Source organism: Parabacteroides sp. PF5-9 (genome assembly GCF_029893105.1).
In the GTDB taxonomy this organism is placed as follows: Bacteria; Bacteroidota; Bacteroidia; order Bacteroidales; family Tannerellaceae; genus JARXWG01.
The window spans coordinates 151153-177081 of record NZ_JARXWG010000001.1; the positions used below are offsets into that span (position 1 = coordinate 151153).

At 42.4% G+C, this 25929-nt stretch carries 20 protein-coding genes; 6 read left to right on the forward strand and 14 right to left on the reverse strand.

The window, feature by feature from the left end; translation table 11 throughout:
- Positions 1 to 88 precede the first annotated feature (88 nt).
- Positions 89 to 2419, forward strand: coding sequence for a lamin tail domain-containing protein (locus tag M2135_RS00725; RefSeq protein ID WP_280746645.1), 2331 nt, complete (start codon positions 89 to 91; stop codon positions 2417 to 2419).
- Between the two features lie 60 nt (positions 2420 to 2479).
- Here M2135_RS00725 and M2135_RS00730 read toward each other — a convergent pair whose 3' ends face one another.
- Positions 2480 to 4684: a sodium-translocating pyrophosphatase gene (locus tag M2135_RS00730; protein ID WP_280746646.1), complete on the reverse strand. Its 2205-nt coding sequence runs from the start codon at positions 4682 to 4684 to the stop codon at positions 2480 to 2482.
- 477 nt (positions 4685 to 5161) lie between these two features.
- On the opposite strand from M2135_RS00730, the gene M2135_RS00735 reads away from it, so the two are divergent.
- The 3 genes from M2135_RS00735 to M2135_RS00745 all read left to right on the forward strand — a co-directional run bounded on the left by M2135_RS00735 (position 5162) and on the right by M2135_RS00745 (position 8776).
- Positions 5162 to 6016, forward strand: coding sequence for a patatin-like phospholipase family protein (locus M2135_RS00735; RefSeq protein WP_280746647.1), 855 nt, complete (start codon positions 5162 to 5164; stop codon positions 6014 to 6016).
- Positions 6017 to 6018: 2 nt separating this feature from the next.
- Entirely contained in the window at positions 6019 to 7710 is a 1692-nt protein-coding gene (locus M2135_RS00740; protein WP_280746648.1) for an alpha-amylase family protein, read from the forward strand.
- 124 nt (positions 7711 to 7834) lie between these two features.
- Complete coding sequence (locus M2135_RS00745) at positions 7835 to 8776, forward strand: ribose-phosphate pyrophosphokinase (protein ID WP_280746649.1); 942 nt, start codon at positions 7835 to 7837, stop codon at positions 8774 to 8776.
- A 63-nt stretch (positions 8777 to 8839) separates the two neighbouring features.
- Here M2135_RS00745 and trxA read toward each other — a convergent pair whose 3' ends face one another.
- From trxA to aroQ, 7 genes are all read right to left on the reverse strand, one after another.
- On the reverse strand, positions 8840 to 9154 hold the full coding sequence (trxA, locus tag M2135_RS00750; protein WP_280746650.1) for a thioredoxin: 315 nt from the start codon (positions 9152 to 9154) through the stop codon (positions 8840 to 8842).
- 72 nt (positions 9155 to 9226) lie between these two features.
- Positions 9227 to 12874 (reverse strand): DNA polymerase III subunit alpha, encoded by a 3648-nt coding sequence (gene dnaE / locus M2135_RS00755; RefSeq protein WP_280746651.1) that lies wholly within the window; start codon positions 12872 to 12874, stop codon positions 9227 to 9229.
- A 74-nt stretch (positions 12875 to 12948) separates the two neighbouring features.
- Positions 12949 to 14178: an ABC transporter permease gene (locus M2135_RS00760; RefSeq protein WP_280746652.1), complete on the reverse strand. Its 1230-nt coding sequence runs from the start codon at positions 14176 to 14178 to the stop codon at positions 12949 to 12951.
- A 5-nt stretch (positions 14179 to 14183) separates the two neighbouring features.
- Positions 14184 to 14519: a 30S ribosome-binding factor RbfA gene (rbfA, locus tag M2135_RS00765; RefSeq protein ID WP_280746653.1), complete on the reverse strand. Its 336-nt coding sequence runs from the start codon at positions 14517 to 14519 to the stop codon at positions 14184 to 14186.
- 7 nt (positions 14520 to 14526) lie between these two features.
- Entirely contained in the window at positions 14527 to 15153 is a 627-nt protein-coding gene (locus M2135_RS00770; protein WP_280746654.1) for an O-methyltransferase, read from the reverse strand.
- Complete coding sequence (gene pyk, locus M2135_RS00775; RefSeq protein ID WP_280746774.1) at positions 15154 to 16620, reverse strand: pyruvate kinase; 1467 nt, start codon at positions 16618 to 16620, stop codon at positions 15154 to 15156.
- Between the two features lie 127 nt (positions 16621 to 16747).
- Positions 16748 to 17167 (reverse strand): type II 3-dehydroquinate dehydratase, encoded by a 420-nt coding sequence (gene aroQ, locus M2135_RS00780; RefSeq protein WP_280746655.1) that lies wholly within the window; start codon positions 17165 to 17167, stop codon positions 16748 to 16750.
- A 99-nt stretch (positions 17168 to 17266) separates the two neighbouring features.
- Here aroQ and xerD point away from each other — a divergent pair, with 99 nt between their 5' ends.
- Together xerD and mutS are read left to right on the forward strand one after the other, a co-directional pair.
- Entirely contained in the window at positions 17267 to 18169 is a 903-nt protein-coding gene (gene xerD / locus M2135_RS00785) for a site-specific tyrosine recombinase XerD (protein WP_280746656.1), read from the forward strand.
- Between the two features lie 124 nt (positions 18170 to 18293).
- A complete protein-coding gene (gene mutS, locus M2135_RS00790; RefSeq protein WP_280746657.1) occupies positions 18294 to 20906 on the forward strand; it encodes a DNA mismatch repair protein MutS in 2613 nt (870 codons plus the stop codon).
- 10 nt (positions 20907 to 20916) lie between these two features.
- Here mutS and M2135_RS00795 read toward each other — a convergent pair whose 3' ends face one another.
- From M2135_RS00795 to M2135_RS00820, 6 genes are all read right to left on the reverse strand, one after another.
- Complete coding sequence (locus M2135_RS00795) at positions 20917 to 21378, reverse strand: DUF4252 domain-containing protein (protein ID WP_280746658.1); 462 nt, start codon at positions 21376 to 21378, stop codon at positions 20917 to 20919.
- Positions 21379 to 21383: 5 nt separating this feature from the next.
- On the reverse strand, positions 21384 to 21788 hold the full coding sequence (locus M2135_RS00800; protein WP_280746659.1) for a hypothetical protein: 405 nt from the start codon (positions 21786 to 21788) through the stop codon (positions 21384 to 21386).
- Positions 21785 to 22288 carry an RNA polymerase sigma factor gene (locus M2135_RS00805; RefSeq protein ID WP_280746775.1) on the reverse strand — a complete coding sequence of 168 codons (504 nt, stop codon included), beginning with the start codon at positions 22286 to 22288 and terminating at the stop codon, positions 21785 to 21787. The genes M2135_RS00800 and M2135_RS00805 overlap by 4 nt, the downstream gene beginning before the upstream one ends.
- Positions 22278 to 22730 (reverse strand): DUF4252 domain-containing protein, encoded by a 453-nt coding sequence (locus M2135_RS00810; protein ID WP_280746660.1) that lies wholly within the window; start codon positions 22728 to 22730, stop codon positions 22278 to 22280. Before M2135_RS00810 ends, M2135_RS00805 begins: the two co-directional genes overlap by 11 nt.
- A 777-nt stretch (positions 22731 to 23507) precedes the next feature.
- Complete coding sequence (locus M2135_RS00815) at positions 23508 to 24380, reverse strand: hypothetical protein (protein WP_280746661.1); 873 nt, start codon at positions 24378 to 24380, stop codon at positions 23508 to 23510.
- Between the two features lie 78 nt (positions 24381 to 24458).
- On the reverse strand, positions 24459 to 25712 hold the full coding sequence (locus M2135_RS00820) for a serpin family protein (RefSeq protein ID WP_280746662.1): 1254 nt from the start codon (positions 25710 to 25712) through the stop codon (positions 24459 to 24461).
- Positions 25713 to 25929: the final 217 nt, after the last annotated feature.

Sequence of the window (25929 nt, forward strand, 5' to 3'; positions counted from 1 at the left end):
TGTCGCTAACCTTATTGCACATAAGCTGTTACGCCCTGTAAGGCAGCGGAGTGCAAAGATAGTAATATTCTTAAAAAACCGATGAACTATGAAACAAATAATCCTGTTTTTCGCTATTTTACTACCTTTTTATTCTTTTGCACAGCTTACGGAATCGTTTGACGGTCCGCAAATCACGACCTCTTATCCTTGGGAAGGAAATACGGAAAAGTTCAGAATCAATGCGAATGGAGAGTTACAACTCTATACCTCTTATTATAAAGGTGAAGCATTCGTATACCTCCCAACCTCCGTTTTAATCGATAATGAGTGGCAATTTACCATACGTACAGAAGCGGCTTGTTCTTCTCAAAACTATTTCAAGATATTTCTGTGGAGTAAACATCCGGATATGAAAGATCCCGGAGAAGCACTTTTTATTCGTTTGGGTTATACTGACAAAAACATCGCTTTATGTAAACAAACCAATAATCTAAAACCGGAACTGCTTTTAGAGGGACGACGTTTATTTGATCAACCGACCGAAGTCACCATAAAAATCATTTCGGATGTTGAAGGGAGGTGTAGCGTCTATAGTAAAACGGTAAAAGAGGAAACATTTGTTTTTGAAGGAACAGCCGGACGGTTTGATCGGAATGCTAACGGCTATTTTATGTTGGGTGTTTATTATACAGCCCAACAGAGTACAAATAAATATGTTGATGATATTATTATCCGCCACTATTCACCCAACAGCGATGAACCCAATCCCCCTGATGATGATCCCCTTGAATTACTTTCTGTAGATCAGGAGAGTCCGACGGAATTATTACTGTTTTTCAACAAACCGGTGATTGCCGAAGAAGCTTCGTTTTCTCTCTCTGAAATAGGAGAGATCACAGAGGTATATATTTCTGAAGATGATCGGGTCATTATGCTTGTTTCAGAGATACCCTTGGAAAAAGGGAAAGAATACCAAGTGAGTTACTCCAATTTGTATGATTACCAGGGAGAAGCCTATACTTATTCTGAAACGTTTACTGCATTTTATGACCATGAAACACCCGAGCCTCCCCTTCCTGTCGATCCCGTTTCTCCGGGTATTGTCCGTATCAATGAAATTATGGCAAACCCCAAAGGATTAACAGCCCTACCGGAAACCGAATATATCGAATTGTATAACACATCTTCAACCATTCAATCGTTGACCGGCTGGTCATTGATGTATGGCGATAAAGCGACTTTGTTGGATCCGTATCAACTTTCGCCCGGAGCATATCTTGTGCTTTACCGTACAGGTAGAGAAATCCATATCGATCCGGGTGGAGCCGGTATGGCATTATCCAAATTCCCTGCGCAATTATCCAATACCGGGAAAAAACTGCAACTAACAAATGCGGCAGGACAATTGATTGACGCATATACATACGATAAAACAACACCGGCATTATCGTGGGAGTATGCGGATGAAGGGTGGTATTTGTCAACAGATCGACGGGGAGGGACACCGGGAAGCATCAATTCTCCGATAAAAGAGCAACCAGAGGAGCCCGAAGAACCTGAAGAACCTGAGATTCCTGAAGAGCCCAAGGAGCCAACACCTCCTGAAGGGCCGGTTGTTCTGCCCGGAGAGATTGTATTGAATGAACTACTCCCTAATCCTTATCCCGACGGGAGTGAGTACATCGAATTATATAATCGCTCTGATCGGGCACTCTCTTTATCCGGCTTAGCGGTGGCAACCCGGAAATCGAATGGTGAAATAGGTACTGTTTATCCTCTAAATTCTGTGATGGAATGGATTAAACCAGCCGGTTATGTCCTGCTCACCAAAGATAAAAACGGGGTAGCATCAAACTATCTGATTTCGGCGCCCGAAAATCTGTATCAACTGAAATTACCCGTTTTAGCGAATACATCCTCTACACTTGTTTTATTTAGAACAGCCGACAAGGAAGTGATCGATGAACTCATGTATTCTTCTAAATGGCACGCCTCTACGGTGAAAGAACAAAAAGGTGTTGCTCTGGAGCGGATTGATCCGGAGAAACCGACACAGCTTCCGGAGAACTGGACCTCAGCATCCTCAACGGCCGGTTACGGTACACCTGGTTATCAAAACTCACAATTCAGACAAAATTCCGGGAATATTGACGGGATAGAGGCACCGGAATATTCGGAATCGACCGGATCGTATCACATCCTTTATTCGCTTAACGAACCGGGATACAGCTGTCGTATACGTATTTATAACCTATCGGGACAGTTGATTGTGGTGATTGCCAATCATGAACTTCTGGGCACACAAGGCAGTCTGACATGGGATGGCTCTGCTTCTAATGGCAGTCGTTTGAAAACCGGCGTATATATTTTCCATGCCGAATTGTATCATATGAATGGAGAGACTCAAACGTATAAAAAAGTATTTTTAGTCAGGTAACGGCATTTATGTGAGGTCGATTTAATGGTATTTGAAAACCTTAAATCGACCTCACACTTTTTAGAATAAACTCCAGGCAACGGTCAGCCCTGCCATGACAATGGCGACCATACTCATCAATTTGATCAGGATATTTAAACTTGGACCAGATGTATCTTTAAAAGGATCACCTACGGTATCTCCAACAACAGTTGCTTTATGCACCTCACTTCCTTTTCCGCCATGATTTCCTTCCTCGACAAATTTTTTGGCATTGTCCCAGGCTCCTCCGGAATTAGCCATAAAAATAGCCAATACAAAGCCGGTACTCAATCCGCCGATCAATAGGCCGACAACACCGGTCACACCGAAAATCAGCCCGGTGGCAATCGGAGCAATAATAGCCAGGATGGATGGCACAATCATTTCACGTTGTGCTCCCTTTGTGGAGATCGCCACACAACAGGCATAATCGGGTTCACATTCACCTGTCAGAATCCCTTTTATTTCCCGGAACTGCCGGCGAACTTCATCCACCATATGTCCGGCAGCACGTCCGACCGCATTCATGGTCAATCCACAAAAGACAAAGGCCATCATGGAACCGAGAAATATCCCGGAAATCACTTTGGGGTTCATTAACGTCACATCATAATACGCCATGAAATCGGTGAAACCGGCTTTGGAGACTTCGATCATTCTGCCGTCGGCAAAACTCAGTGTGGTCTCACCGATACGCAACAGTCCGATCTTTATCTCTTCGATATAGGAGGCTAATAAAGCCAACCCGGTTAAGGCCGCCGATCCGATGGCAAAACCTTTACCTGTTGCGGCCGTGGTATTACCGAGTGAATCCAACGCATCTGTTCTTTTGCGTACTTCCGATCCGAGTCCCGACATCTCCGCATTTCCTCCGGCATTATCCGCAATCGGGCCATAGGCATCTGTCGCCAACGTTATTCCCAGTGTAGAAAGCATACCTACGGCAGCAATTCCAATGCCATAGAGCCCCATGCCTACATTATTAAAATCGAAACCCGAAGCAAAAAGAAACGAGCAGATGATTCCTACCACTACGGCTATGACAGGAATGGCGGTTGAGAGCATTCCCAATCCCAATCCGGAGATAATGACTGTTGCAGGGCCTGTTTTCCCAGCTTCCGAAACCCGCTGTGTCGGTTTGTACGATTGGGAAGTAAAATATTCGGTGGCCTGTCCGATTACAATCCCGACGAGTAGTCCGACAACCACAGCACAACTGATCCAGAACCAATTATCAAGACCCAGAACATACAATATACCAAAAGTCAGGAGAGCGACCAGTACCGAACTCAGGTTCGTGCCTATAGCGAGTGCTTTCAACAGTTGTTTAATGGTCGCATCTTCTTTTGTCCGTACCGAATAGATCCCTAATATGGATAAGATAATACCTACGGCAGCGATTAACATCGGTGCGATGACCGCCTTATATTGCATTTCCACATTACCGGATGAAACAAATGCCGCCGCACCCAATGCCGCTGTGGCCAGTATCGAACCACAATACGATTCATATAAGTCGGCGCCCATACCGGCTACGTCTCCGACATTATCTCCGACATTATCCGCAATCGTTGCCGGGTTTCGTGGATCATCTTCCGGTATACCCGCTTCTACTTTTCCCACAAGATCGGCGCCTACATCTGCCGCTTTCGTATATATTCCGCCACCCACACGGGCAAACAACGCCTGTGTGGATGCCCCCATACCGAAGGTCAGCATCGTAGTTGTGATAATAGTCAGTTTATGTGTGGGATCCATGGCCTCATCCGGAATAACAGCATTCAATACAAGATACCAGAACGAAATATCCAATAGACCCAAGCCGACCACCACCAGCCCCATCACTGCTCCGCTGCGAAAAGCAACCTGCAATCCGCTATTGAGAGAAGTTCTGGCAGCATGGGCTGTACGGGCAGAAGCATAAGTGGCTGTTTTCATCCCTAAAAAACCGGCCAATCCGGAGAAAAAACCGCCTGTAAGGAATGCGATGGGCACCCACTCATTCTGCACACCGAAACCATAAGCCATGATGGCAAAAAGAATAACTAAGACTAAAAAAACAAGGGCGACTACTTTGTATTGTTGTTTCAAATACGACATAGCACCCTCTCGCACGTGTGAGGCGATTTTAATCATCTGTTCGGTTCCTTCACTTTTACTCTTCATCTGCCTGAAAAAGATCCAGGCGAACAGTAGCGCAATCACTGACGCTACCGGGATAATCCAGAAAATAGTTGTAATCATAGCTGGTAATTTTTATTGTTAATATAAACCAGAATTCTAACGCTATCCAATTACTTTCTTTATATCATGCAGCTTCTTTTTAAGAAAGAAGGTGACCCTTTTTGAGAAGGACGTAGGTCTGTTTTTTGTTAGAGGTACCTCTAAACGATTTTAGACGTACCTCTAAAAAGATTTAGACCTACCTCTAAATTAATTTAGACGTACCTCTAACAAAAAAGTATTCTCTATGACAATATGTTTTCTTCATGATATATCCAAAAAAAGATCTAAATGTGTTCAAAACAACGCTCACTTGTTGTTTCGGATTTAATGCGAACCAGGGGCGTTTTGACTGCTGATTCACATATAATATAAGGTTTTGTGATTCCGTAAATATAACAAAATTGTGATTGCAGATAAAACTTTTTCAAGAATAATAATGTTCCATACTAAAATTATGGGCATATTTGTTAGGATATTAGTGTAAACCTTACTTGAATGACTAAGAAGACAAATCAAAAAGTCCATAAAATCGGATTAGCGCTCAGCGGAGGCGGAGCCAAGGGGTTCGCACATCTTGGTGTATTCAAACTATTGGAAGAGTGCGACCTGAAGCCGGATATTATCTCAGGAACCAGTGCGGGAGCATTGGCCGGTGTTTTTTACGCCGATGGTTATACTTCGGATGAGATTAAGGAGTTGTTCAAAGGGAAAGAGTTCTCCGAATTTGCCCGTGTGCAATTACCTAAAGCCGGATTATTTGATATGAGCCGGATGAAGAATTTTTTAGACCACCATCTGCGAGCAAAAAGGATTGAAGATCTTCAGATCCCTTTGGTCGTTGTGGCGACCGACCTGGATCACGGTGTGAGTCATGAGTTTAGAAGCGGACCGATAGCTGAAGCGGTTATGGCTTCTTGCAGTGTACCGATCATTTTCTCTCCGATGGAAATCAATGGTATTCATTATGTGGATGGGGGACTGTTCCGGAATTTTCCGGTGACGAATATCCGCAAGGAGTGTGAAAAAGTGGTCGGTGTCAATGTCAGTCCATTAATTTCGATGAAATACAAACAGACGATCCGGTATATTGCGGAACGGTCGTATCATTATATGTTCCGAGCCAATACGATTGAAGACCGGTTGTTATGTGATATATTGATAGAGACCGAACTGGTAGGGAGTTACAAGATGTTTGACCTGGAAAATGTGGATCAGATCGCACAAATAGGGTATGATGCTGCTTTAAATGCTTTCGACCATATCGTTCAGGACAGTAAATTTGAGTTGCTTGTCAGGGCGGTGAAACAGAAAAAGCAGGAGTTAGTCTTACAAGAGAAGAAGATGAAATGAGTATGGGAAAGAAGAACAAAATGGTTATTTATCAGGTACTTCCCCGTTTGTTTGGGAACCTGAACCCTTCACCGGTCAGGTATGGAAGTATGACGACCAACGGAGTGGGCAAATTTGCTGCATTTACGGCCGAGGCCTTAAGTGGCATCAAGGAGTTGGGGACGACGCATATCTGGTATACCGGTATCATAGAACATGCGACTAAAACCGATTATTCCCAGTATGGCATTCGTAAAGATCATAATGCGATTGTAAAAGGATTGGCCGGATCACCTTATGCGATCAAAGATTATTATGATGTAGATCCGGATCTGGCCGATCAGGTACCGGATCGTATGTCTGAGTTCGAACAACTGGTTGAACGAACCCATCAGGCCGGACTGAAAGTGATCATTGATTTTGTACCCAACCATGTCTCCCGCCAGTATCATTCGGATGCTAAGGAGCCTTTTGTGGAGGATTTGGGACAACATGATGATACAACCCGCTCATTCGATCCCAATAATAATTTTTACTATATCCCCGGTCAGCCATTGGCTCTTCATTTTGGGGCTAAACAGGAAGATTTTGAATACAGCGAATTTCCGGCCAAGGTGACGGGGAATAACTGTTTCTCGGCCAATCCGGCAAAAGACGACTGGTATGAAACCATCAAATTGAATTACGGCGTCGACTACGCACATGGTGGGATGGCTCATTTTCATGACATACCCAACACCTGGGTGAAGATGCTGGATATTCTATTGTTCTGGGCTGGTAAAGGAGTCGATGGCTTTCGTTGTGATATGGCCGAAATGGTGCCGGTCGAATTCTGGCATTGGGCCATTCCTCAGGTGAAAGAGACATATCATGTCTGTTTCATTGCGGAGGTCTATAATCCGGACGAATATCGTAATTATCTATTTACCGGATACTTTGATTATCTATACGATAAGGTGGGGTTATATGATTGTATGCGTCAGGTGATGTGTCACCACGCTCCGGCGAGAACTATTTCCCGCTGTTGGCAGGCGGTGGAAGGGATCCAACCGGCAATGCTGAATTTTCTGGAGAACCATGACGAACAGCGTATCGCTTCCGACTTTTTTGCAGGAAACCCATGGCCTGGCATTCCGGCTTTAATGGTTGCCGCATTGATGAATACTAATCCGGTAATGATTTACAATGGTCAGGAATTAGGTGAGCGGGGAATGGATGAAGAAGGATTTAGTGGCCGGGACGGGCGAACGACAATCTTTGACTACTGGAGTATGGAGAGTGTTCGTGCATGGATCAATGACTGGAAATTCGATGGTGGGCAGTTGAGCGACACCCAAAAGTCTTTACGTGAAATGTACAAAAAGATTTTGAACATTGCCGCGAACGAACGCATTATTGCTGAAGGCGTGTTTTACGATCTGACTTATGCCAATGCGGATAATCCGTACTTGAATTCTCAGCGGCAATATGCATTTATCCGAAAACTGGAGAATGTGGTTCTTTTGGTGGTCGTTAATTTTGACAAGAACGAACAGACCGTGCGCATTCAGATTCCTGCTGAAACGTTTAACAGTCTCGGCATTTACGACAATAAGGCGGCCGAACTGACCGATCTATTGACGGGAGAAAAGAGTATAGCCACACTGACAGAGGCTTGGCCGTATCAGGTAGTTTTACCGGCTTACTCCGGAAAAATACTTAAGTTTGTGTATTAATCGCGGAAAGAATCGTTTGATGAATTCAACGTTAATTCCTCAGGATAGAATGGTTAATTGATTATTGTTTTGTACTTTTGCAGCATATTTCAAAACTATTCATTCTGATTAATATTTCCGAATAATGAGTGCACAAACTCCCTTTTTGATTTTTTCGGGGACAAACTCCCGTTACCTGGCAGAAAAAATATGTAACAGTCTGGAATGTCCTTTGGGACAGATGAATATCCAACATTTTGCCGACGGTGAATTTTCTGTTTCGTATGAAGAGTCTATCCGCGGTAGAGATGTTTATCTGGTTCAGTCTACTTTTCCCAGTTCAGACAATTTGATGGAATTGCTGTTGATGATTGATGCGGCTAAACGGGCTTCTGCTCGTTCGATTATTGCCGTTATTCCCTATTTCGGCTGGGCTCGTCAGGACAGAAAAGATAAACCACGTGTTTCAATCGGTGCTAAACTGATTGCCGATATGTTGAGCACGGCAGGTCTCAATAGATTGATTACTATGGATTTACATGCTGATCAAATACAGGGGTTCTTTAATGTTCCGGTAGATCATTTGTATGCCTCTTCGGTTTTTCTCGATTATATTCAAGCGAATTTGCCGCTCGATAACTTATGTATTGCTACGCCTGATGTCGGTGGAACCAAGCGAGCCAATACCTATGCCAAATACCTGGGAGCAACGATGGTTATTTGCCATAAATCGCGTTTGCGCGCGAACGAAGTTGATGAGATGCGTATCATCGGAGATGTGACCGATATGGATGTGTTATTGATTGATGATATGGTTGATACAGCAGGAACAATCACCAAAGCGGCTAATCTGATGATGGAAAACGGAGCACGCTCGGTTCGGGCGATTGCCAGCCATGCGGTGATGTCGGATCCGGCCTCTCAACGTGTGGGCGAATCGGCATTGACTGAAATGATTTTTACCGATTCTATCCCGTATGCCAAGAAATGCGAGAAAGTCAAAATCTTATCCATTGCTGATATGTTTGCCGAAGCGATCCGGCGAGTTTGTAATGATGAGTCTATAAGTACATTATATGTCATTTGACCTAAAAATTAAAGGCTGCTCTAAGAAAGGGCAGCCTTTAATTTTATAGTATGATTCGCTCTATTACAGTAGCGCTTTTATTTTGCTCTCTATAGCATCTTTAGTTGTTGCTCCAACGATTTTATCGACCATCTCGCCTCCTTTAAATAATAAGATTGTAGGGATATTACGAATACCGTATTCGCCCACTACATCATTATTATTATCGACATCCATTTTGCCAATGTTTACACTCTCTTTGTATGTTTCCGACAGGCTGTCGATATGTGGTGCAATCATTCTGCAAGGGCCACACCATTCTGCCCAAAAGTCGACGACCAAAGGTTTGTCAGAGTCTAAATACTCTTTAAAATTTTGATCTGTGATTTGTAATGCCATAGTTTTATGTTTAATTTATTCGTTTATGCTATGAGAATCCAAAAGTACAAATTCTTTAGAGGACGTACAAAATTATCCGTTAATTTTGAAATCAATATATCCGTTACGTTCCAGAAAATGGATCAACTCATGAGTTACGTCTAATTTGATTGTTTGTGAGAAGAAATCCAAGGAGAGGTTACGTTCGCCATCTACCACTTTAAAATAAAGTAAGGTATTGCCCGGATTGCTTTTAATCAACACGGATAACTCGGTAATAATTGTCTCATCCAACCCATGAACAGGGATCGTAATATTGATCTTTTCGATCATTTTGTCTTTTTCATCCTGAAGCAAACGGATACTTCCGATTCGTAAATCCAACTCTTCTTCGCGCCAACGGCGTGGTTCGACTCTTCCTGTGAACAACAGGTACATCCCTAAACGACAATATTTGCTATATTCAATATAATCGTTTCCAAACAAGGCGATCTCAGCATTTCCCGTAAAGTCTTCGATCTTGACAATACCGTAAGGTTTTCCGGTTTTTGTCATTCCCTCACGGAAGGCAGTGACGATTCCTCCGAAGAGTAATTCCCGCCCTTTTAGGTTCTCTTTCTCGTTTAATTCGACGACTCCCGTATTGCATACATACGACAAAATAATCTGATATTCATCCAATGGGTGGGCAGACAAATAGATGCCGACCAACTCTTTCTCTTTATTGAGCCTTTCCAGATCACTCCAACGTTCACACGATGGGATCTCCGGCTTGGCGATATCGATGGAGTTATCATCTCCGAATAAGGAGTTAGCCGCTGTATTTTTATCCATCTGGTATTTATTCCCGTAGCGGACAAGTATATCTAAAAAGAGTTCGCCTTCTTTATTGCCCGGTGTAAAAAATTGTTCGCGCTGAATACCGAAATTATCGAACGCTCCGGCCAAGGCTAAGGCTTCAATGTTTTTCTTATTACATGAGGAGAGGTTCACCCGTTCTACGAAATCAAAAATGTTGGTGAAAGAGCCTTTTTTACGCTCTTCCATAATGTTCATAACAGCACTTTCGCCAACCCCTTTAATGGCACCCAGACCAAACCGGATATCTCCCTTTTTATTGACCGCGAATTTCAGGCTGGATTCATTGACATCCGGGCCTAATACCTGAATGCCCATCGCCTTACATTCGTCCATGAATTTGGTGATTTCAGTAATGTTCGAGATATTACGGCTCAGCACAGCTGCCATATACTCCGAAGGATAGTTGGCTTTCAAATAGGCTGTCTGATAGGCGACCCAGGAATAACAGGTGGCATGACTTTTATTAAATGCATACGAAGCAAACTTTTCCCAGTCGGCCCATATCTTTAACAAGACACTTTCTTCATATCCGTTGGCTTTTCCCCCATCCAGGAACTTGGTTTTCAGCTTATTCATTTTTTCGATCAGCTTTTTACCCATTGCCTTACGCAATTCGTCTGATTCACCACGGGTGAAGTTGGCCAATAGACGGGAGAGAAGCATGACCTGTTCCTGATAGACCGTGATACCATACGTATCTTTGAGGTAACGCTCCATCACCGGCAGGTCATAAGAGATGGCCTCCCTACCATGTTTACGGGCAATAAAAGAAGGGATATACTCCATCGGGCCTGGGCGATAAAGGGCATTCATCGCAATCAAGTCTTCGAATTTGGTCGGTTGCAGTTCACGTAAATATTTTTGCATACCGGCCGATTCAAACTGGAATGTACCGGTTGTTTTCCCGGCGCTATACAACTCGTATGTTTTCGGATCCTCAATATTGATGTTCTCAATTTCAATCTTTTCTCCTGTTGTCGATTGAATATTTTCTACCGCTTCCTTGATAATCGAAAGGGTTTTCAATCCCAGGAAGTCCATTTTGATCAATCCGGTGTCTTCAATCACCGAACCTTCATATTGGGTAACCAGCATCTCCTCGCCGGTCTCTTTGTCTTTGGCCGTACTGACGGGAACCACATCTGAGATATCGTATTTCCCGATAATCACTCCGCAGGCGTGTACCCCGGTGTTGCGAACGTTCCCTTCCAGCATCTGTGCGTATTTCAACGTATCACGCATGGCCGGATCAGAAGATGTCGCGGCTTCTTTCAATTCGGGAACGTGAGCGATGGCGGCTTTCAGACTTATTTTTTTGACATCGGGGATCCGGTCGGGAACCAGCTTGGCTAATCGGTTGGATTCGGCTAAAGGTAGTTTTTGAACACGTGCCACATCTTTGATCGCCGACTTGGTGGCCATTGTGCCATACGTAATAATATGTGCGACCTTTTCTTTTCCATATTTATTTGTTACCCATTGCAAGACCTGTCCGCGTCCATCGTCATCGAAATCGACATCGATATCAGGCATAGAGATACGGTCGGGATTTAAGAAACGTTCAAACAGCAAGTCGTATTTAATGGGATCGATGTCGGTAATACCGAGACAAAAGGCCACAGCTGAACCGGCAGCCGATCCACGACCTGGTCCAACGGCAACACCCATCTCACGGGCAGCAGCAATGAAATCTTGCACGATCAGGAAATAACCGGGGAACCCCATTCCTTTAATCGTTTCCAACTCAAAGTCGATCCGTTCTCTGATCTCGTCGTTCAGGTTTTCTCCATATTTCTTTTCTGCCCCTTTATAAGTCAGGTGCCTCAGGTAGTCATCATCATTCTCAAACTCTTCGGGGATAGGGAAGTCAGGCATTAACGGGCCATGATCGATGGAGTAGAATTCTATTTTATCTGCTATTTCGAGCGTATTGCTAAGTGCCTCGGGAACATCTGCAAAAATAACATTCATTTCTGCAGTAGTTTTCATCCATTCCTGCTTGGAGTAACGCATCCGGGTAGGGTCGTCCAGATCTTTTCCTGTACTCAGGCAGATCAACCTGTCGTGTGCTTCGGCATCCTCCTCATTGACGAAATGGACATCATTGGTTGCGATTAACTTCACATCATGTTTTTGGGCTAACTCGATCAATACTTTATTGACTTCCTGCTGTTTGGGAAACGTCGAACTATCGGCATTCGGATTATGAGTTTCATGGCGTTGAAGCTCCAGGTAATAATCATCACCAAACAGGTTCTTGAACCATTGTATGGATTCTTCGGCTTTGTCTATCCGACCATGCATAATATGTTGAGGGATCTCTCCACCCAGACAGGCGGAACAGACGATTAAATCTTCATGGTATCTCTCCAGAAGTTCCTTATCGATACGTGGACGTCCGTAAAATCCATCTACCCATGAGATAGATACCATTTTAATCAGGTTCTTGTAGCCTTTCAATGTCTTGGCCAAGATGATTAAATGCCATCCGCTCAGATTCTCCCGCCCATCTTTATTGTCTTTTCCGTTACGGGCGCAATAACATTCGCATCCGATAATCGGTTTGAAAATCGATTCTTGATGTGTTTTGAGTTCAGTAGTGAGGGCATCTATACGTGCCTGATCTTCTTCGGAACGATTTTCCTTATCATTCAGTTCGTCGATTTCTGATTGACATCTTTTTATCTCGTTAAGCGGCGTATTATTTATACTTTGAACCTTATTGAAGAATTCTTTAATCCCGAACATATTGCCATGATCGGTCACCGCAATGGCTTTCATATTATCTTTCCGAGCCTTTTCAACCAGTGCGTTGATCGAAGCCTGACCATCTAATAAAGAATACTGGGTATGAACGTGCAGGTGTACAAATGGTTCCATAAATCTCACTCAATTTTACTTTTGGCCTATAAAGATACGAAAAAGCGTGCGACTACAATTGGGGTATTTGCATTTTATGTTGTCGACAGCCACCTTTTCCCCAAATAACGGACAGGATACCAGGCGGCCAGAAAACCAATACCGAGGACGGTTATAAAAACAATCAAGATATCACTAAAAACGATTTGTACAGGATAAGCGTCTACAATAAAGGCTTCGGCAGATTGTCCCAATCGGATGAGTCCCAACTCCTGTTGGAGAATACATAAAATAACTCCTAATATAATTCCGATCAACGCCCCGAACCCGGAAATCATCCATCCTTCAAATAGAAAAATACGTCGAATCAACGGTTCGTCTGCTCCCATATTACGCAAGGTACGTACATCTTCCTTTTTTTCGATCATCAGCATGGAGAGGGAACCGACAATATTAAAAATAGCAATTGCCAGAATAAAGGTTAGGATCAGGAAAGTCATCCATTTCTCTATCTGCATCATTTTGAAAGAGGCTTCCTGTTGCTCGTAGCGGTCGTGAACAAGAAAATCTTCCCCCAACAGGTTCTTGATCTGTTTTTTGACCGACGAAAGATCCGCACCTGCCACTAATTTCAGTTCGATAGCTGATACCTCGTTCTCATATCGGAATAACGCACGGGCCAGTTCTAATGGAACAATCATATAATTGTCATCATATACCTGCTGGTTCATCCGGTAGATGCCACCAATAAAAGCATATTCCGTACTTAGCGAAGAGGCCGGATTGGCCATATTGATATTTTCACCCCGTTTGGGAACATACAATTCCAAAGGCGACACAAAACCTACATTTACGCCTAACCGGAAAGCTAATCCAATCCCCAAAGAAGCATAATCGACGACATCTTCACGTAAAACGAAACGTCCGTCGACAAGAATTTGTTCCATATCGGCTACCTGTGCAAAGGCTTCATCTACCCCTTTGATTACCGCGACTTCCTGCCGTTCTCCATAACGAACCAATGCATTGTCTGACAACGTTTCACTGTAGAATGTAATTTCAGGAAGCTGTTTGATCTGTTGAACAGCGGAAATGGAGGGGTCAAATACTTTTCCGGTCTTCGGACTGATTTTCAGTTCAGGATCAAAACTCCCGAACATAGAGGCGACCAATCCGTCGAACCCATTGAATATCGACAAAGCACAGACAAGTGCCATGGTAGCGATAACCACTCCGCAGACCGAAACCATCGAGATAATGTTGATGGCATTATGCGATTTCTTTGAAAAGAGATATCGCCTGGCTATGTAGAGTGGAAAATTCAAACCGTTTATTTTTGGAGAAGTTTATCAATATTCTCGATGTAATCGAGTGAATCGTCAATGAAGAAAGTCAGTTCCGGAATTTTACGTAGTTGATGTCTTACGCGTTGTCCTAGATCAAAACGAATCGCTTTGGTTTGAGAACGAATGGCTTCCAGTAATTCAGTTCCTTTTTCTGAAGGGAAAATACTCAGATATACTTTAGCCACGCTTAGGTCGGGACTGACTCTTACCTGACTCACCGAAATCAGTACTCCTGACAATCCTTGTGCCTGTTTTTGAAAAATGTCGCCCAACTCTTTCTGAAGCAGGCGTCCTACTTTATTTAATCGTGTTCCTTCCATCGTTTTTTTATTTTTTCCAGATCATAGTCAGTCCGTCACGTAAAGGTAATATGACCTTTTCCACCTGGTCGTCCTGTTTGATTTTATCGTTGAAAGCCAATATGCCTAGCGCCTGTTTATCATTCGAATGGATTTCTTCGACGACCTTTCCGTCCCATAAGGTATTGTCTGCCAGGATAAGTCCGCCGTTACGCACTTTAGGGAATATCAGATCATAATAGGCTGAATACAATCGTTTGTCGGCATCAATGAATACCATGTCAAACGTCTCTTCTATCGCCGGAATAAGTTGCATCGCATCACCAAAATGAACCTTTATCCGCTGCTTATAAGGAGAGTGGGAGAGGTATTTCTGAATGAAATCTTCCATTTCATCATTGATCTCAATGGTATGTATCAATCCATCCTCCTCCATCCCTTCAGCCATACATAAGGTGGCATAAGCAGTATAAGTGCCAATCTCTAAGACCCGCTTCGGACGTAACATCCGGCAAAACATTTTGAGTATACGTCCTTGCAAATGTCCTGAAAGCATCCGTGGACGAAGCAGGTTTACATTGGCGTCTCTGTTTAGCGTAGAGAGCAGTTTCCCTTCTTCGTCACTATGCGCAAGTATATACTCTTCAATGGTCATTTATTTGATCTCATTGAACGTCGGTAACGAATAATTCTTGCCGGCATCCAATACTTTGCTTACATTATTTATTTCCAGGAAGGTGGTTCCTCCTCCTTCGCCAAAACTACCACTCAGATAGGCCACCATATTGTTACGCGTAATATGTCCGCTCTTAATCAATTCGTTCAGTGCATCAAAGAAGTATTTCCGGCGACTGTCGCCTTCATGCCAAGGTTGATAATCGGCCCATATCCCGTAAGAGAGCGAGAGCATCCGCATCACCTGCTGGTTGTAACAGATAGCATACACCGTAGATGTTCCACGGAAAGCGGCTAAGAAACGAGCTGTCCGTCCGGAATGACTATCGGTAATAATCGCTTTTACATGTAATTTACTGGACGATTTTACCGCTTGTTTGGCCAGAAAAGAGGTCACATCAAGGTCTGTTCCTGCTATCGGCACACGGATATCGTTGGCCGCCAGTTTCGTTTTTTCTGCTTCGCGAGCTACTTTTGCCATCGTTTGAACCGCTTCCACCGGATATTTACCATAAGCTGTCTCACCGCTCAACATCAATGCATCGGTACGATAATAGATCGCATTGGCGATATCGGTCACCTCGGCGCGCGTCGGCCGTGGGTTGTTAATCATAGAGTGAAGCATTTGAGTAGCTACGATTACCGGTTTTTTCACTTCCACACATTTGCGGATCAATACCCGCTGTATGCCCGGTATCTTTTCAGCCGGTACTTCAATACCCAAATCACCGCGGGCAATCATAATCCCGTAGGCTGCTTCAAGTATCTCATCGATATTATCGACTCCTTCCTGATTTTCTATTTTTGCAATGATCTTTATCGGGCTGTTGCGTTCATCCAGTATCCGTTGAATATCCAATACATCCTGTTTTGTTCTGACAAAAGAATGTGCGATAAAATCGAGGTCATTATCGATTGCCCATTGAATATTTAGGCGGTCTCTTTCCGTTAACGACGGCAGGTTAATACGCGCCCCCGGTACATTGACACTCTTACGGCTACCCAACGTGGCATCGTTTTGTGCTTCACACAAGAGGTAATCCGGATATTTCTCCGTAACCTTCAGTTCAAGGTCGCCATCGTCAATCAAGATATCACTCCCTACGTGCAGATCGCTGACGAAATTACGGTATGAGACATAAATCATTTCACGGGTTGTTTCCCCTTCGGGATTACCGCCGATTTTTACTTTGTCGCCTGTTTTGAAAGCGATCGGTTCTTTTAATATTGTTGTCCGTATCTCCGGCCCTTTGGTATCCATTAAAATACCAATCCGGTCGGAAACCTGGCGCACATTATTTACAATCCTGCTCAATCCTTCTTCCTGTAGATGAGCCGTATTCATACGTACCACATCCATGCCGGATTTATGCAAGGTCTGGATAAAATCAACTTCACAACGTTGATCAGAAATGGTTGCTACAATCTTTGTATGTTTGATCATAATGACATCTAAACTGCCTTTGGAGTATACATCTCCGGCAATTCTTTAATTAATAAATTTAACCTTAAAAACTCTTTACCTATATAAAACGTTAGAAACAAATATCTTTGATTCCGTTTTTACTACTTATTCAAGAAGAGAGTGCAATCAATGCCAGATGATACGATTCCATCCCCATCCCTGCGATAACCCCTTTACAAGCGCCAGAGATCATCGAGTGGTGACGAAAAGGTTCGCGACCATAGACATTTGAAATATGTACCTCTATAACCGGCGATGAAATCGCTTTTATCGCATCAAACAACGCAATAGAGGTATGGGTATACGCCCCGGCATTCAGAATAATACCGTCATAATCAAAACCCACTTCATGGAGTTTGTTGATCAGTTCTCCTTCTACATTACTTTGAAAATAGGAAATTTCACATTCAGGGTGGCGCGTGCGCAATGTATGCAGATACTCTTCAAAAGAGTGCTTCCCGTAAACTTCGGGTTCGCGCTTTCCCAGCAGATTGAGATTAGGGCCATTGATAATCTGAAACTTCTTCATATTCTTGTAAATTAACTACCTTTGCAATGCTGATACATATGAAAAATGTGGGGCAAAGGTAAACAATTTATTTTACACATTCCTAATGAGATACCGACAATGCAACAAGGGAAAGATATAATCAGTAAATATCATACTTATCTCCGTCTGGAAAAGTCACTTTCTCCAAATACCCTCGATGCATATATGACCGATCTGGATAAATTGTTGCGTTTTGTGGCAAGTGAAAACCGTCCCATTCTGGAGATTACTTATCAAGACTTGCAACAGTTTGTTGCACAATTACGGGATATCGGTATTCATCCTCGCTCCCAGGCACGGATTATTTCCGGGATTAAATCGTTCTACCGTTTCCTGTTACTCGACGGATATACTGATAAAGATCCGACCGAATTACTGGAAACGCCCAAAATAGGGTTTAAACTTCCGGAAGTGCTAACAGAAAATGAAATCAACAAGATTCTCGATTCAATCGATCTTTCTTTACCCGAAGGGCAGCGCAACCGTGCTATGCTGGAAGTGCTTTACAGCTGTGGGCTGCGGGTGTCTGAACTCACCGGCTTGCGTTATATGGATGTCTATTTTGACGAAGGTTTCGTCCGTGTGGAAGGCAAAGGAGGGAAACAACGTTTAGTCCCTATTTCGGAGACGGCGATTCGGGAAATCAAAAACTATTTATATGACCGCAACCTTGTTGCGGTAAAAAAAGGACATGAGGATATTCTTTTTCTCAGCCGTCGTGGAACCGGACTCTCCCGCATCATGGTGTTTCATATTATCAAACAACAAGCCGAAATGGCTGGAATTCACAAAAACGTCAGCCCGCATACGTTTCGTCATTCGTTTGCCACGCATTTATTGGAAGGCGGAGCCAACCTTCGGGCTATACAGGAAATGCTAGGGCACGATAATATCACAACGACCGAAATCTATACACATATTAACCGTGAGTTCCTGCGTAAGGAGATTTTAGAGCACCATCCGAGGAATAAAAAAAGATAATCAGATCCTTTGTATTATAGGTTTTGATCAGTAAGAAAGCACACATTTATCCGGATGTGTTCAAAAAGGATATAGAAATTTTGATTACGTTTGTAGGGCTTAAACAGAAAAAAACAGATACACTGTGGCAAAAAATGTAGTTGAAACTCCCCTGATGAAGCAATACTTCGATGTAAAAGCGAAACATCCGGATGCGATTTTACTCTTCCGCGTCGGAGACTTTTATGAGATGTATGGAGAAGATGCTGTCATCGGGGCAGAAATTGTTGGGATCGTATTAACCCGGAAGGCCAATGGTCCCGGACAATTCATTGAAATGGCCGGTTTCCCGCATCATGCACTGGATACATACCTCCCCAAATTGGTCCGGGCAGGTAAACGCGTCGCTATTTGCGACCAATTAGAAGACCCCAAGATGACTAAGAAACTAGTCAAGCGGGGAGTGACCGAACTGGTTACCCCAGGAGTTTCTATCAACGATAACATTCTGAACCACAAAGAAAATAATTTCCTTGCCGCGATTCATTTCGACAAAACCACCTGTGGCATCGCTTTTCTGGATATTTCTACAGGTGAATTCTTAACAGCTGAAGGAACGATTGATTACATCGATAAATTACTGAATAACTTCTTTCCCAAAGAGGTATTGATCGAACGGAGCAACCGGAAAAAGTTTGAAGAAATTTTCGGCGCACGGTTTTTTGTGTTCGAACTGGAAGACTGGGCTTTTACGGCGGATGCGGCGACCGACCGTTTGTTAAAACATTTTGAGACGAAGAGTCTGAAAGGATTTGGCGTACAACACCTGAAACAGGGGATCATTGCGTCAGGGGCTATTTTGCATTATCTCGACATGACCCATCATAAACAAATCGGGCATGTTACCACTTTGTCGCGGATCGAAGAAGACAGGTATGTGCGATTAGACAAATTTACGGTGCGCAGTCTGGAATTGGCCGGAACAATGAATGAAGGCGGCACAAGTCTGCTCGATGTCATCGACAAAACTGTTTCGCCGATGGGATCGCGGTTATTGCGACGTTGGATACTTTTCCCCTTGAAAGAGATCAAACCGATTCAAGAACGACAGGATGTAGTTGATCATTTCTTTCGTTATCCTGAGACAAAGGATCTGCTGGAAGAGCAGGTTGAGCGGATTGGTGACTTGGAACGTATCATCTCCAAAGTGGCCGTCGGTCGGGTTTCACCCCGCGAAGTGGTTCAGTTAAAAGTCGCCCTTCGTGCGATCGAACCGATCAAACAGGCTTGTCTGAAGAGTAATGAACCAAGCCTTTGCCGGATTGGTGAACGGCTGAATACCTGTGAGACGATACGCGACCGGATCGAACGGGAAATCAATAATGATCCACCGGCATTATTGAATAAAGGGGGAGTCATTGCACAAAATATTCATCCTGAACTGGATGATCTGCGTGCCATTGCCTATTCGGGTAAAGATTATCTGTTGCAGATGCAACAACGTGAGATCGAACGGACGGATATTTCCAGCCTGAAAATTGCATTTAACAATGTCTTCGGTTATTATATAGAGGTGCGCAACACCCATAAAGACAAGGTTCCGCCCGAATGGATCAGAAAACAGACTTTGGTCAATGCCGAACGGTACATTACCGAAGAACTCAAGGAATACGAAGAGAAAATCCTTGGTGCCGAAGAGAAGATCCTTGCACTTGAGAGCAATCTGTTCAATGAACTGGTATTGGCTTTGGCGGAATATATCCCCCAGATTCAAACAGATGCCAATCTGATCGGACAATTAGACTGTCTGCTCTCTTTCGCTAAAATCGCACAAAACAACAACTATATCCGGCCGGAAGTGAACGAATCGGAAGTGATCGATATTCAGGGAGGCCGTCATCCAGTGATCGAGAAGCAGTTGCTTCCGGGTGAACCCTATATTGCCAATGATGTCTGTCTGGATAGTGACAAGCAGCAGATCATTATTATTACAGGTCCGAATATGGCGGGTAAATCGGCTTTATTGCGCCAAACGGCGCTGATTACGCTGATGGCTCAGATCGGTTGTTTTGTCCCGGCCGAATCGGCAAAAATCGGCGTTGTCGACAAAATATTCACCCGTGTGGGTGCCTCCGATAATATCTCTGTAGGCGAGTCTACTTTTATGGTGGAGATGAATGAGGCCTCAGACATTCTGAATAACCTCTCCCCACGCAGCCTCGTTCTTTTCGACGAGTTGGGTCGTGGAACGAGTACATACGATGGTATTTCTATCGCCTGGGCCATTGTGGAATATATCCATGAACACCCAAATGCACGTGCTAAAACGTTATTTGCGACACACTATCATGAGTTGAACGAAATGGAACGTTCGTTTAAGCGGATTAAAAACTACAACGTCTCAGTAAAGGAGGTTGGGAATAAAGTTATTTTCCTGCGCAAGTTGGTTCGTGGAGGGAGTGAACACAGTTTCGGGATCCATGTGGCTCGGATGGCCGGTATGCCAAAAAGCATCGTCAAACGATCGAATGAGATCTTGAAACAGCTTGAATCGGAGAACCGACAGGATGGTATCAGCAAGCCGATGAAAGAGATCGCCTCTGCCGGTGAAGGGTATCAGTTGAATTTCTTTCAGTTGGATGATCCGATATTGAGCCAGGTCAGGGATGAGATTAAAAATACGGATGTCAATAACCTCACCCCATTGGAGGCGTTGAATAAGCTGAGTGAAATCAAGAAGATTATTACAGGGAAATAACGTTTTCCTGTTACTCCATCTCCTTAGCGATCTCCTGTATTTCCTGTAGCGTAAAATCTCCTTTCAACTGGATGACCGTGAAGCTACTATCCGTATCAGCCAGCATCAACAGGTCTTTGATCTGATCCCCTTTCATATCGGCATAAAAGGTTGCTTTGGTCTTACTGTGACGGACACGCATCAGTTCCGCATGTTGCTTCCCGATCAAGTCGACAAACTCCTTACGCATCTGAGGGATCTGATCCGGACGTTCGGTTGAGACCAGTTGCAACGATTCGACTTTGCCTTTCAGATTCATCAGACTGGTTCCTACTCCTTCGATTGCAGGCATCATCTGAAACATCGCCTTGGAGATATAAACGGAGGTGACGTTGTCCATCTCTGCATATTTATCAAACAATTTACTTTGTCCGAAACTTTTTCCTGTTATTGCACAGAAGATCAATAGGATCAATATATATTTTGTTTTCATACTTTTTACTTAAATGGTTTATTGATAATATCATTTACTTTTTCAAATTCTTTTCCGGCTTCAGAAACCTCATCGAAGCCTTTATTGAGTTGTGTCGACATAAAAGCCAACGCTTTATGTGCAGCGACAGCGGCCTCTTCGGGATCGGTAAATGTATCGGCCGTCATCGGTTGTGGAACAGTTGTTTCTGTCTGGAAAAAGAGAGCAACCCCCAGTATTATTGCAGCTGCTATTCCACTGATCCAATACAACGAACGTTTTCTTGTGAGGCTGATCGTTTTGGCGTTATGACTATCCTTTTCGATCAACGCGTCAACGTATCGTTCCAATCTTTCATCTATTCCGGAAGGCAAAGATTGTTCTTCTTTCAAAACCTTATCGATTAATTCATCTATCTGTTTTTCGTTCATACAGCATATATTTTTTCATATTGTTCCCGGATAACTTTGCGAGCCCGTGATAATAAAGTACGCACGTTCACCGCAGAAAATCCGGTTATCTCTTCAATCTCTTCCAACGAACAATCACTTAATCCGCGTAACTTAAGCACTCTTCGCTGGTTTTCCGGTAATCGTTCGATCAATTGGCTGATCAGATCGACCTCATCTTTCTCCTCAAGCACTCTTTCCGGTGTGACGTTACTTATTTGAGCAATTCCTTCAACACATTCATTGTTGTTTTGTGACCGGGGCGACCGAAGGAAATCCAGACATAAGTTTTTAATGATTGTAACGGCAAACGCTTCCGGATTACGGATCTCCGTCAATTCCTCCCGTTTATTCCAGAGTTTACAGTAAGTCTCTTGTAAAAGATCTTCTGCATCGTCTTTGTTTTCTACCAAGGCAAAAGCGATACGGTAGAGTTTAGGGTGATACGGGAGGAACAACTTTTTGAACTGTTCACCGTTCATTGCCATGTTTATTTACCACCCGCTCAATGTCAGAAGGTTTGATATTCCCTTTTATCCGAACCATCGCATTACTGTTCCCTGTGGTCAAAACAATCATCTCCTTGATCATTTCATCTTCAATTTTCACTAAGATTTTAGACCGGTTTTTATCGTCATTCGAATTCACCATCGTTTCATATCCGGGATCTTTTAATTGCCGGATCGCAGCGGCAAATCGCTCCTTCACCTGTGTATCGCATTCATCCAATGCAAAAAGTTCTATTTTATCAACACCCATTGTTTCGGTAAAAAGACTTGCCAAACCCAGGGTAAATTTCCCTACTGATAAGGAGGTGGCGGATTGCTCTTTTCTGAACTCTTTGTACAGATGGTCAACACTTTTTTGACTGTAACCTGTCTGAAACATAACGAGTAAGAGTATGACAATAATGTAATTCTTCATCTTTCCGTGTATTAATTATTCTACGTTTCTGTTTATTCAGCCTCTTTCTTTGCGCACCAAAAAGAGGCGTATATCAAGAAGACGAGAACGGATTGTTCTTTGTGACAAAGTAATCAAAAAAAAGAATGAAAAAATACACTGTCACAAGAAAAGATGAGGGTTGCAGAACTCTGAAAGAGTCACAACCTTTGGGTACTATAATATTATTTTGCTGTAAATACTAGCTAAATGGTGATATTTTGTACGAAAAACAGTTTTTAATATAACTCATACTTTGCCGTTTTTTAGCAAAACGATTGGTCTGTTTCGAATATATTATGCGAAATATTAGGCGTTTTAGAATATTTATGCTGCTTCTTTTTAGAAATTTATGCAGAGAACAGTATAAAAACATGCAGATGATGTAGGAAAAGTACCTGCATCATTAAAAAAAAACATTTAGATCAATTTTCAAAGGGTCGAAAATGGCGAAAAAAAGGGGTTTAAAGACGTGTTTTTTTCTCTAGATTGCTCATTTTTCAGAACTGGGAAAAATAGGCAAGAGGATATGAAAGTCAATGTCTATTGTAAAAACAAACCTCAAATGCGTGCGTTTTTCTTCGACAGCTTAGTATATAAGCTCAAATAAGCGAAGGAAAAAGGGGGTAAAATAACAAATAGTCAAATAGGATTGTTGATTTATTTTTCAATACATTTTGTCATTTTGTATGCGATAATATAAACCTTTGAAAAATAAGGCATCTCCTTTTAGAATGCCTTATTTTTTAAAGAGTTAAACTATCTGTTTACTATTATTGTAGCAACCGATGAACCTTTTACAGGGAATTCTTGTCCATTATACGCTACACCTGTACATATTGTATTATATTCTCCAAGCAGATTCCACCAAGTGATAATATGATGTATTTCATCATCGCCAAACAAATAAGGACATGTAAGCTTAAACGTAATCTTTTCCGTAAATTCAGCTTTCCAACAAGAATCAAGATCACATTTATGCGAAATACTCCCAGTTAGGAACTTTAAATAATGATAATCGGGGGATATCAAAGAATCTGGAGGCGAGAACCATTCTCCGTTTGAAAGATATAATCTTGGATATTTATTATCAAAGCGATCACCACCTCCAATCATTTGGCCTTGTTGATACCACCATGGATTAAGACTCTGGTCTTTAAAAACAATATCCAATGTATAGAATTCGGGTTTAGCAGTCTCATATATTTCATAATTGCTCCAAACGAATTCACTCCCTTCCAGTAAATCATTACCTAATGTGTCCTGAAAACTAATCCATATCAAGTGTGAGTAATTAGGAGGAATATCTCCTATTATTGTATCGCGATCTTCTATTTCTTGTTCCTCTTTCTGCTCTTGTTCTTGCTCTGTAGGTTTTTGTTCCGTAGGCTCTTCTGTGTTTTCTGTTTCAATAGCATTATCACAGCTGCTCACGATTAAGAAGCTAAGAATAATAATCGCGAATTTTAATGTTTTAAGTATATGGAAGACCCGAGATGATTGATCCTGGATTAGAAACGGTGTAGTAGCCATATGTATTGTATGATAAACCTGATAAAAATTCAACAAAATATTCCGTCTTAATTTTTTGATCTTGAAACCCGTCACAAACCCATGCATGCCCTTTTCCATATAGCGAAATTAATTTGGATAAAGCGAGGGAAGAAGTCCTTTGGCTTCTAATGCTTTTATGGTTAAAAATTAGTTATCTTAAAGATTCTCAACTACCCCCATAAAGAAGATAGTACCGGTGTCTTTTTCTCTTATCAGATAAATGAAAGGACGGTTAAGGTAGAATGTATAGATCAATGGTTCTTCTTCACCTCCATATGAACCATATCCTATCTCTACACCACTTGCAGCAGACGCATCTGTTCCCTCTTCGGTAATTTCAATAAATGTTTTTTGTAACACATTTGACACTATTAATGGCTCAGTAGGATGGATGAGTGAAAAATTCGCATCATTGCCGAACATAGATTGCAACCCCATCTCTCTTAGATCTTCACTGAGCGACCGTTCATAATCTATTTTGAACCGTGGAATCTTCAGTAACACATCGGTTGCCAATTTTCTATAAAAAGTACCTTCTTCCAATTCGTCGATTGCTGAAGCGATAGAAACATCTTCATGAGGTAATATAAATACCATACTAAAAGCTTCATTCCCATAAGGTAATTCAGCAAGTTTAAATACATTGTTTTCGCCATAATAAATCAGCATATCATGATTCATCATCGGAACAGAACGTTCTTGTCTATTCTGATTATAGAACGTCTCTTCTGTAGTCAACTCTTTATCAAAAGGCACTGTCCATGATCCATTAAAATATAAGGCATTAATCAGATACATCACAGCATTCGCATCTATATGATCCAGAATTTCAGGGATTGTCCCTTCCGTTTTCTCCGAGCACCAGTTGTTGATTAGATTAACTGTTTCAGGATCAGAGAAATTTTCATTTCGGACTTCTGCATCATAAAATGTTTTATTGGTATCGATAAAGGCATCGAGTACCGGAAATTGGTTTTCTATCCAGATCGAATTGGCACTTCTAAATGCAACATCCGGATCAATTTCGTGCATGATTTCAATCATTTTCTGGAAATAACCATTCATCGCTTCGCGCGAAATGTCTTTATACCCTAATACACGTTGCATCTCCTCATGGGTAATGCCGCCTGCTCCATTATTGAGCATCCCCAAAGCAAGGCTTGCACTCAAAGGTGAGATAAGAATGTTTTTACCCGGTATTTCGTTTTTGTAGACTGTTTTCAGTAATTCGAAAGCAAAGAGGTTATTCTGCTGACTAATTTGTTTTTCAATAGGTGTCAAGCTGAAATCTTTCTGTTCTACGACTGGCTCTTCGGGAGTTTCCGGTATCACAGGTGGCGGAGTCGTACCCTCATGATCACATCCGATAAGTAATAATGCAATGAACAAAAATGATACGATTTTTTTCATACGAACTCCTTTCATAATTATATTTTAGACTACTTGTGTATCAATTATTTTACAAATATATCAATAATTAAAAAAAACACCCCAATAAATATTTAATAATTGTTAATGAGGAAATAATATTCAACAGATAATGTGTATAAATAATTTAAACTAATAGAGTAAGTATAAAAAATATTTTCAACTAGATATTGAAATAAACAAATAATTTCAAAACTTA

Coding starts and splice junctions, on each gene's coding strand:
- M2135_RS00725 (WP_280746645.1), top strand. CDS start 89: ATGAAACAAATAATCCTGTTTTTCGCTATTTTACTACCTTTTTATTCT.
- M2135_RS00730 (WP_280746646.1), bottom strand. CDS start 4,684: ATGATTACAACTATTTTCTGGATTATCCCGGTAGCGTCAGTGATTGCG.
- M2135_RS00735 (WP_280746647.1), top strand. CDS start 5,162: ATGACTAAGAAGACAAATCAAAAAGTCCATAAAATCGGATTAGCGCTC.
- M2135_RS00740 (WP_280746648.1), top strand. CDS start 6,019: ATGGGAAAGAAGAACAAAATGGTTATTTATCAGGTACTTCCCCGTTTG.
- M2135_RS00745 (WP_280746649.1), top strand. CDS start 7,835: ATGAGTGCACAAACTCCCTTTTTGATTTTTTCGGGGACAAACTCCCGT.
- trxA (WP_280746650.1), bottom strand. CDS start 9,154: ATGGCATTACAAATCACAGATCAAAATTTTAAAGAGTATTTAGACTCT.
- dnaE (WP_280746651.1), bottom strand. CDS start 12,874: ATGGAACCATTTGTACACCTGCACGTTCATACCCAGTATTCTTTATTA.
- rbfA (WP_280746653.1), bottom strand. CDS start 14,519: ATGGAAGGAACACGATTAAATAAAGTAGGACGCCTGCTTCAGAAAGAG.
- M2135_RS00770 (WP_280746654.1), bottom strand. CDS start 15,153: ATGACCATTGAAGAGTATATACTTGCGCATAGTGACGAAGAAGGGAAA.
- aroQ (WP_280746655.1), bottom strand. CDS start 17,167: ATGAAGAAGTTTCAGATTATCAATGGCCCTAATCTCAATCTGCTGGGA.
- xerD (WP_280746656.1), top strand. CDS start 17,267: ATGCAACAAGGGAAAGATATAATCAGTAAATATCATACTTATCTCCGT.
- M2135_RS00795 (WP_280746658.1), bottom strand. CDS start 21,378: ATGAAAACAAAATATATATTGATCCTATTGATCTTCTGTGCAATAACA.
- M2135_RS00800 (WP_280746659.1), bottom strand. CDS start 21,788: ATGAACGAAAAACAGATAGATGAATTAATCGATAAGGTTTTGAAAGAA.
- M2135_RS00805 (WP_280746775.1), bottom strand. CDS start 22,288: ATGAACGGTGAACAGTTCAAAAAGTTGTTCCTCCCGTATCACCCTAAA.
- M2135_RS00810 (WP_280746660.1), bottom strand. CDS start 22,730: ATGAAGAATTACATTATTGTCATACTCTTACTCGTTATGTTTCAGACA.
- M2135_RS00815 (WP_280746661.1), bottom strand. CDS start 24,380: ATGGAAAAGGGCATGCATGGGTTTGTGACGGGTTTCAAGATCAAAAAA.
- M2135_RS00820 (WP_280746662.1), bottom strand. CDS start 25,712: ATGAAAAAAATCGTATCATTTTTGTTCATTGCATTATTACTTATCGGA.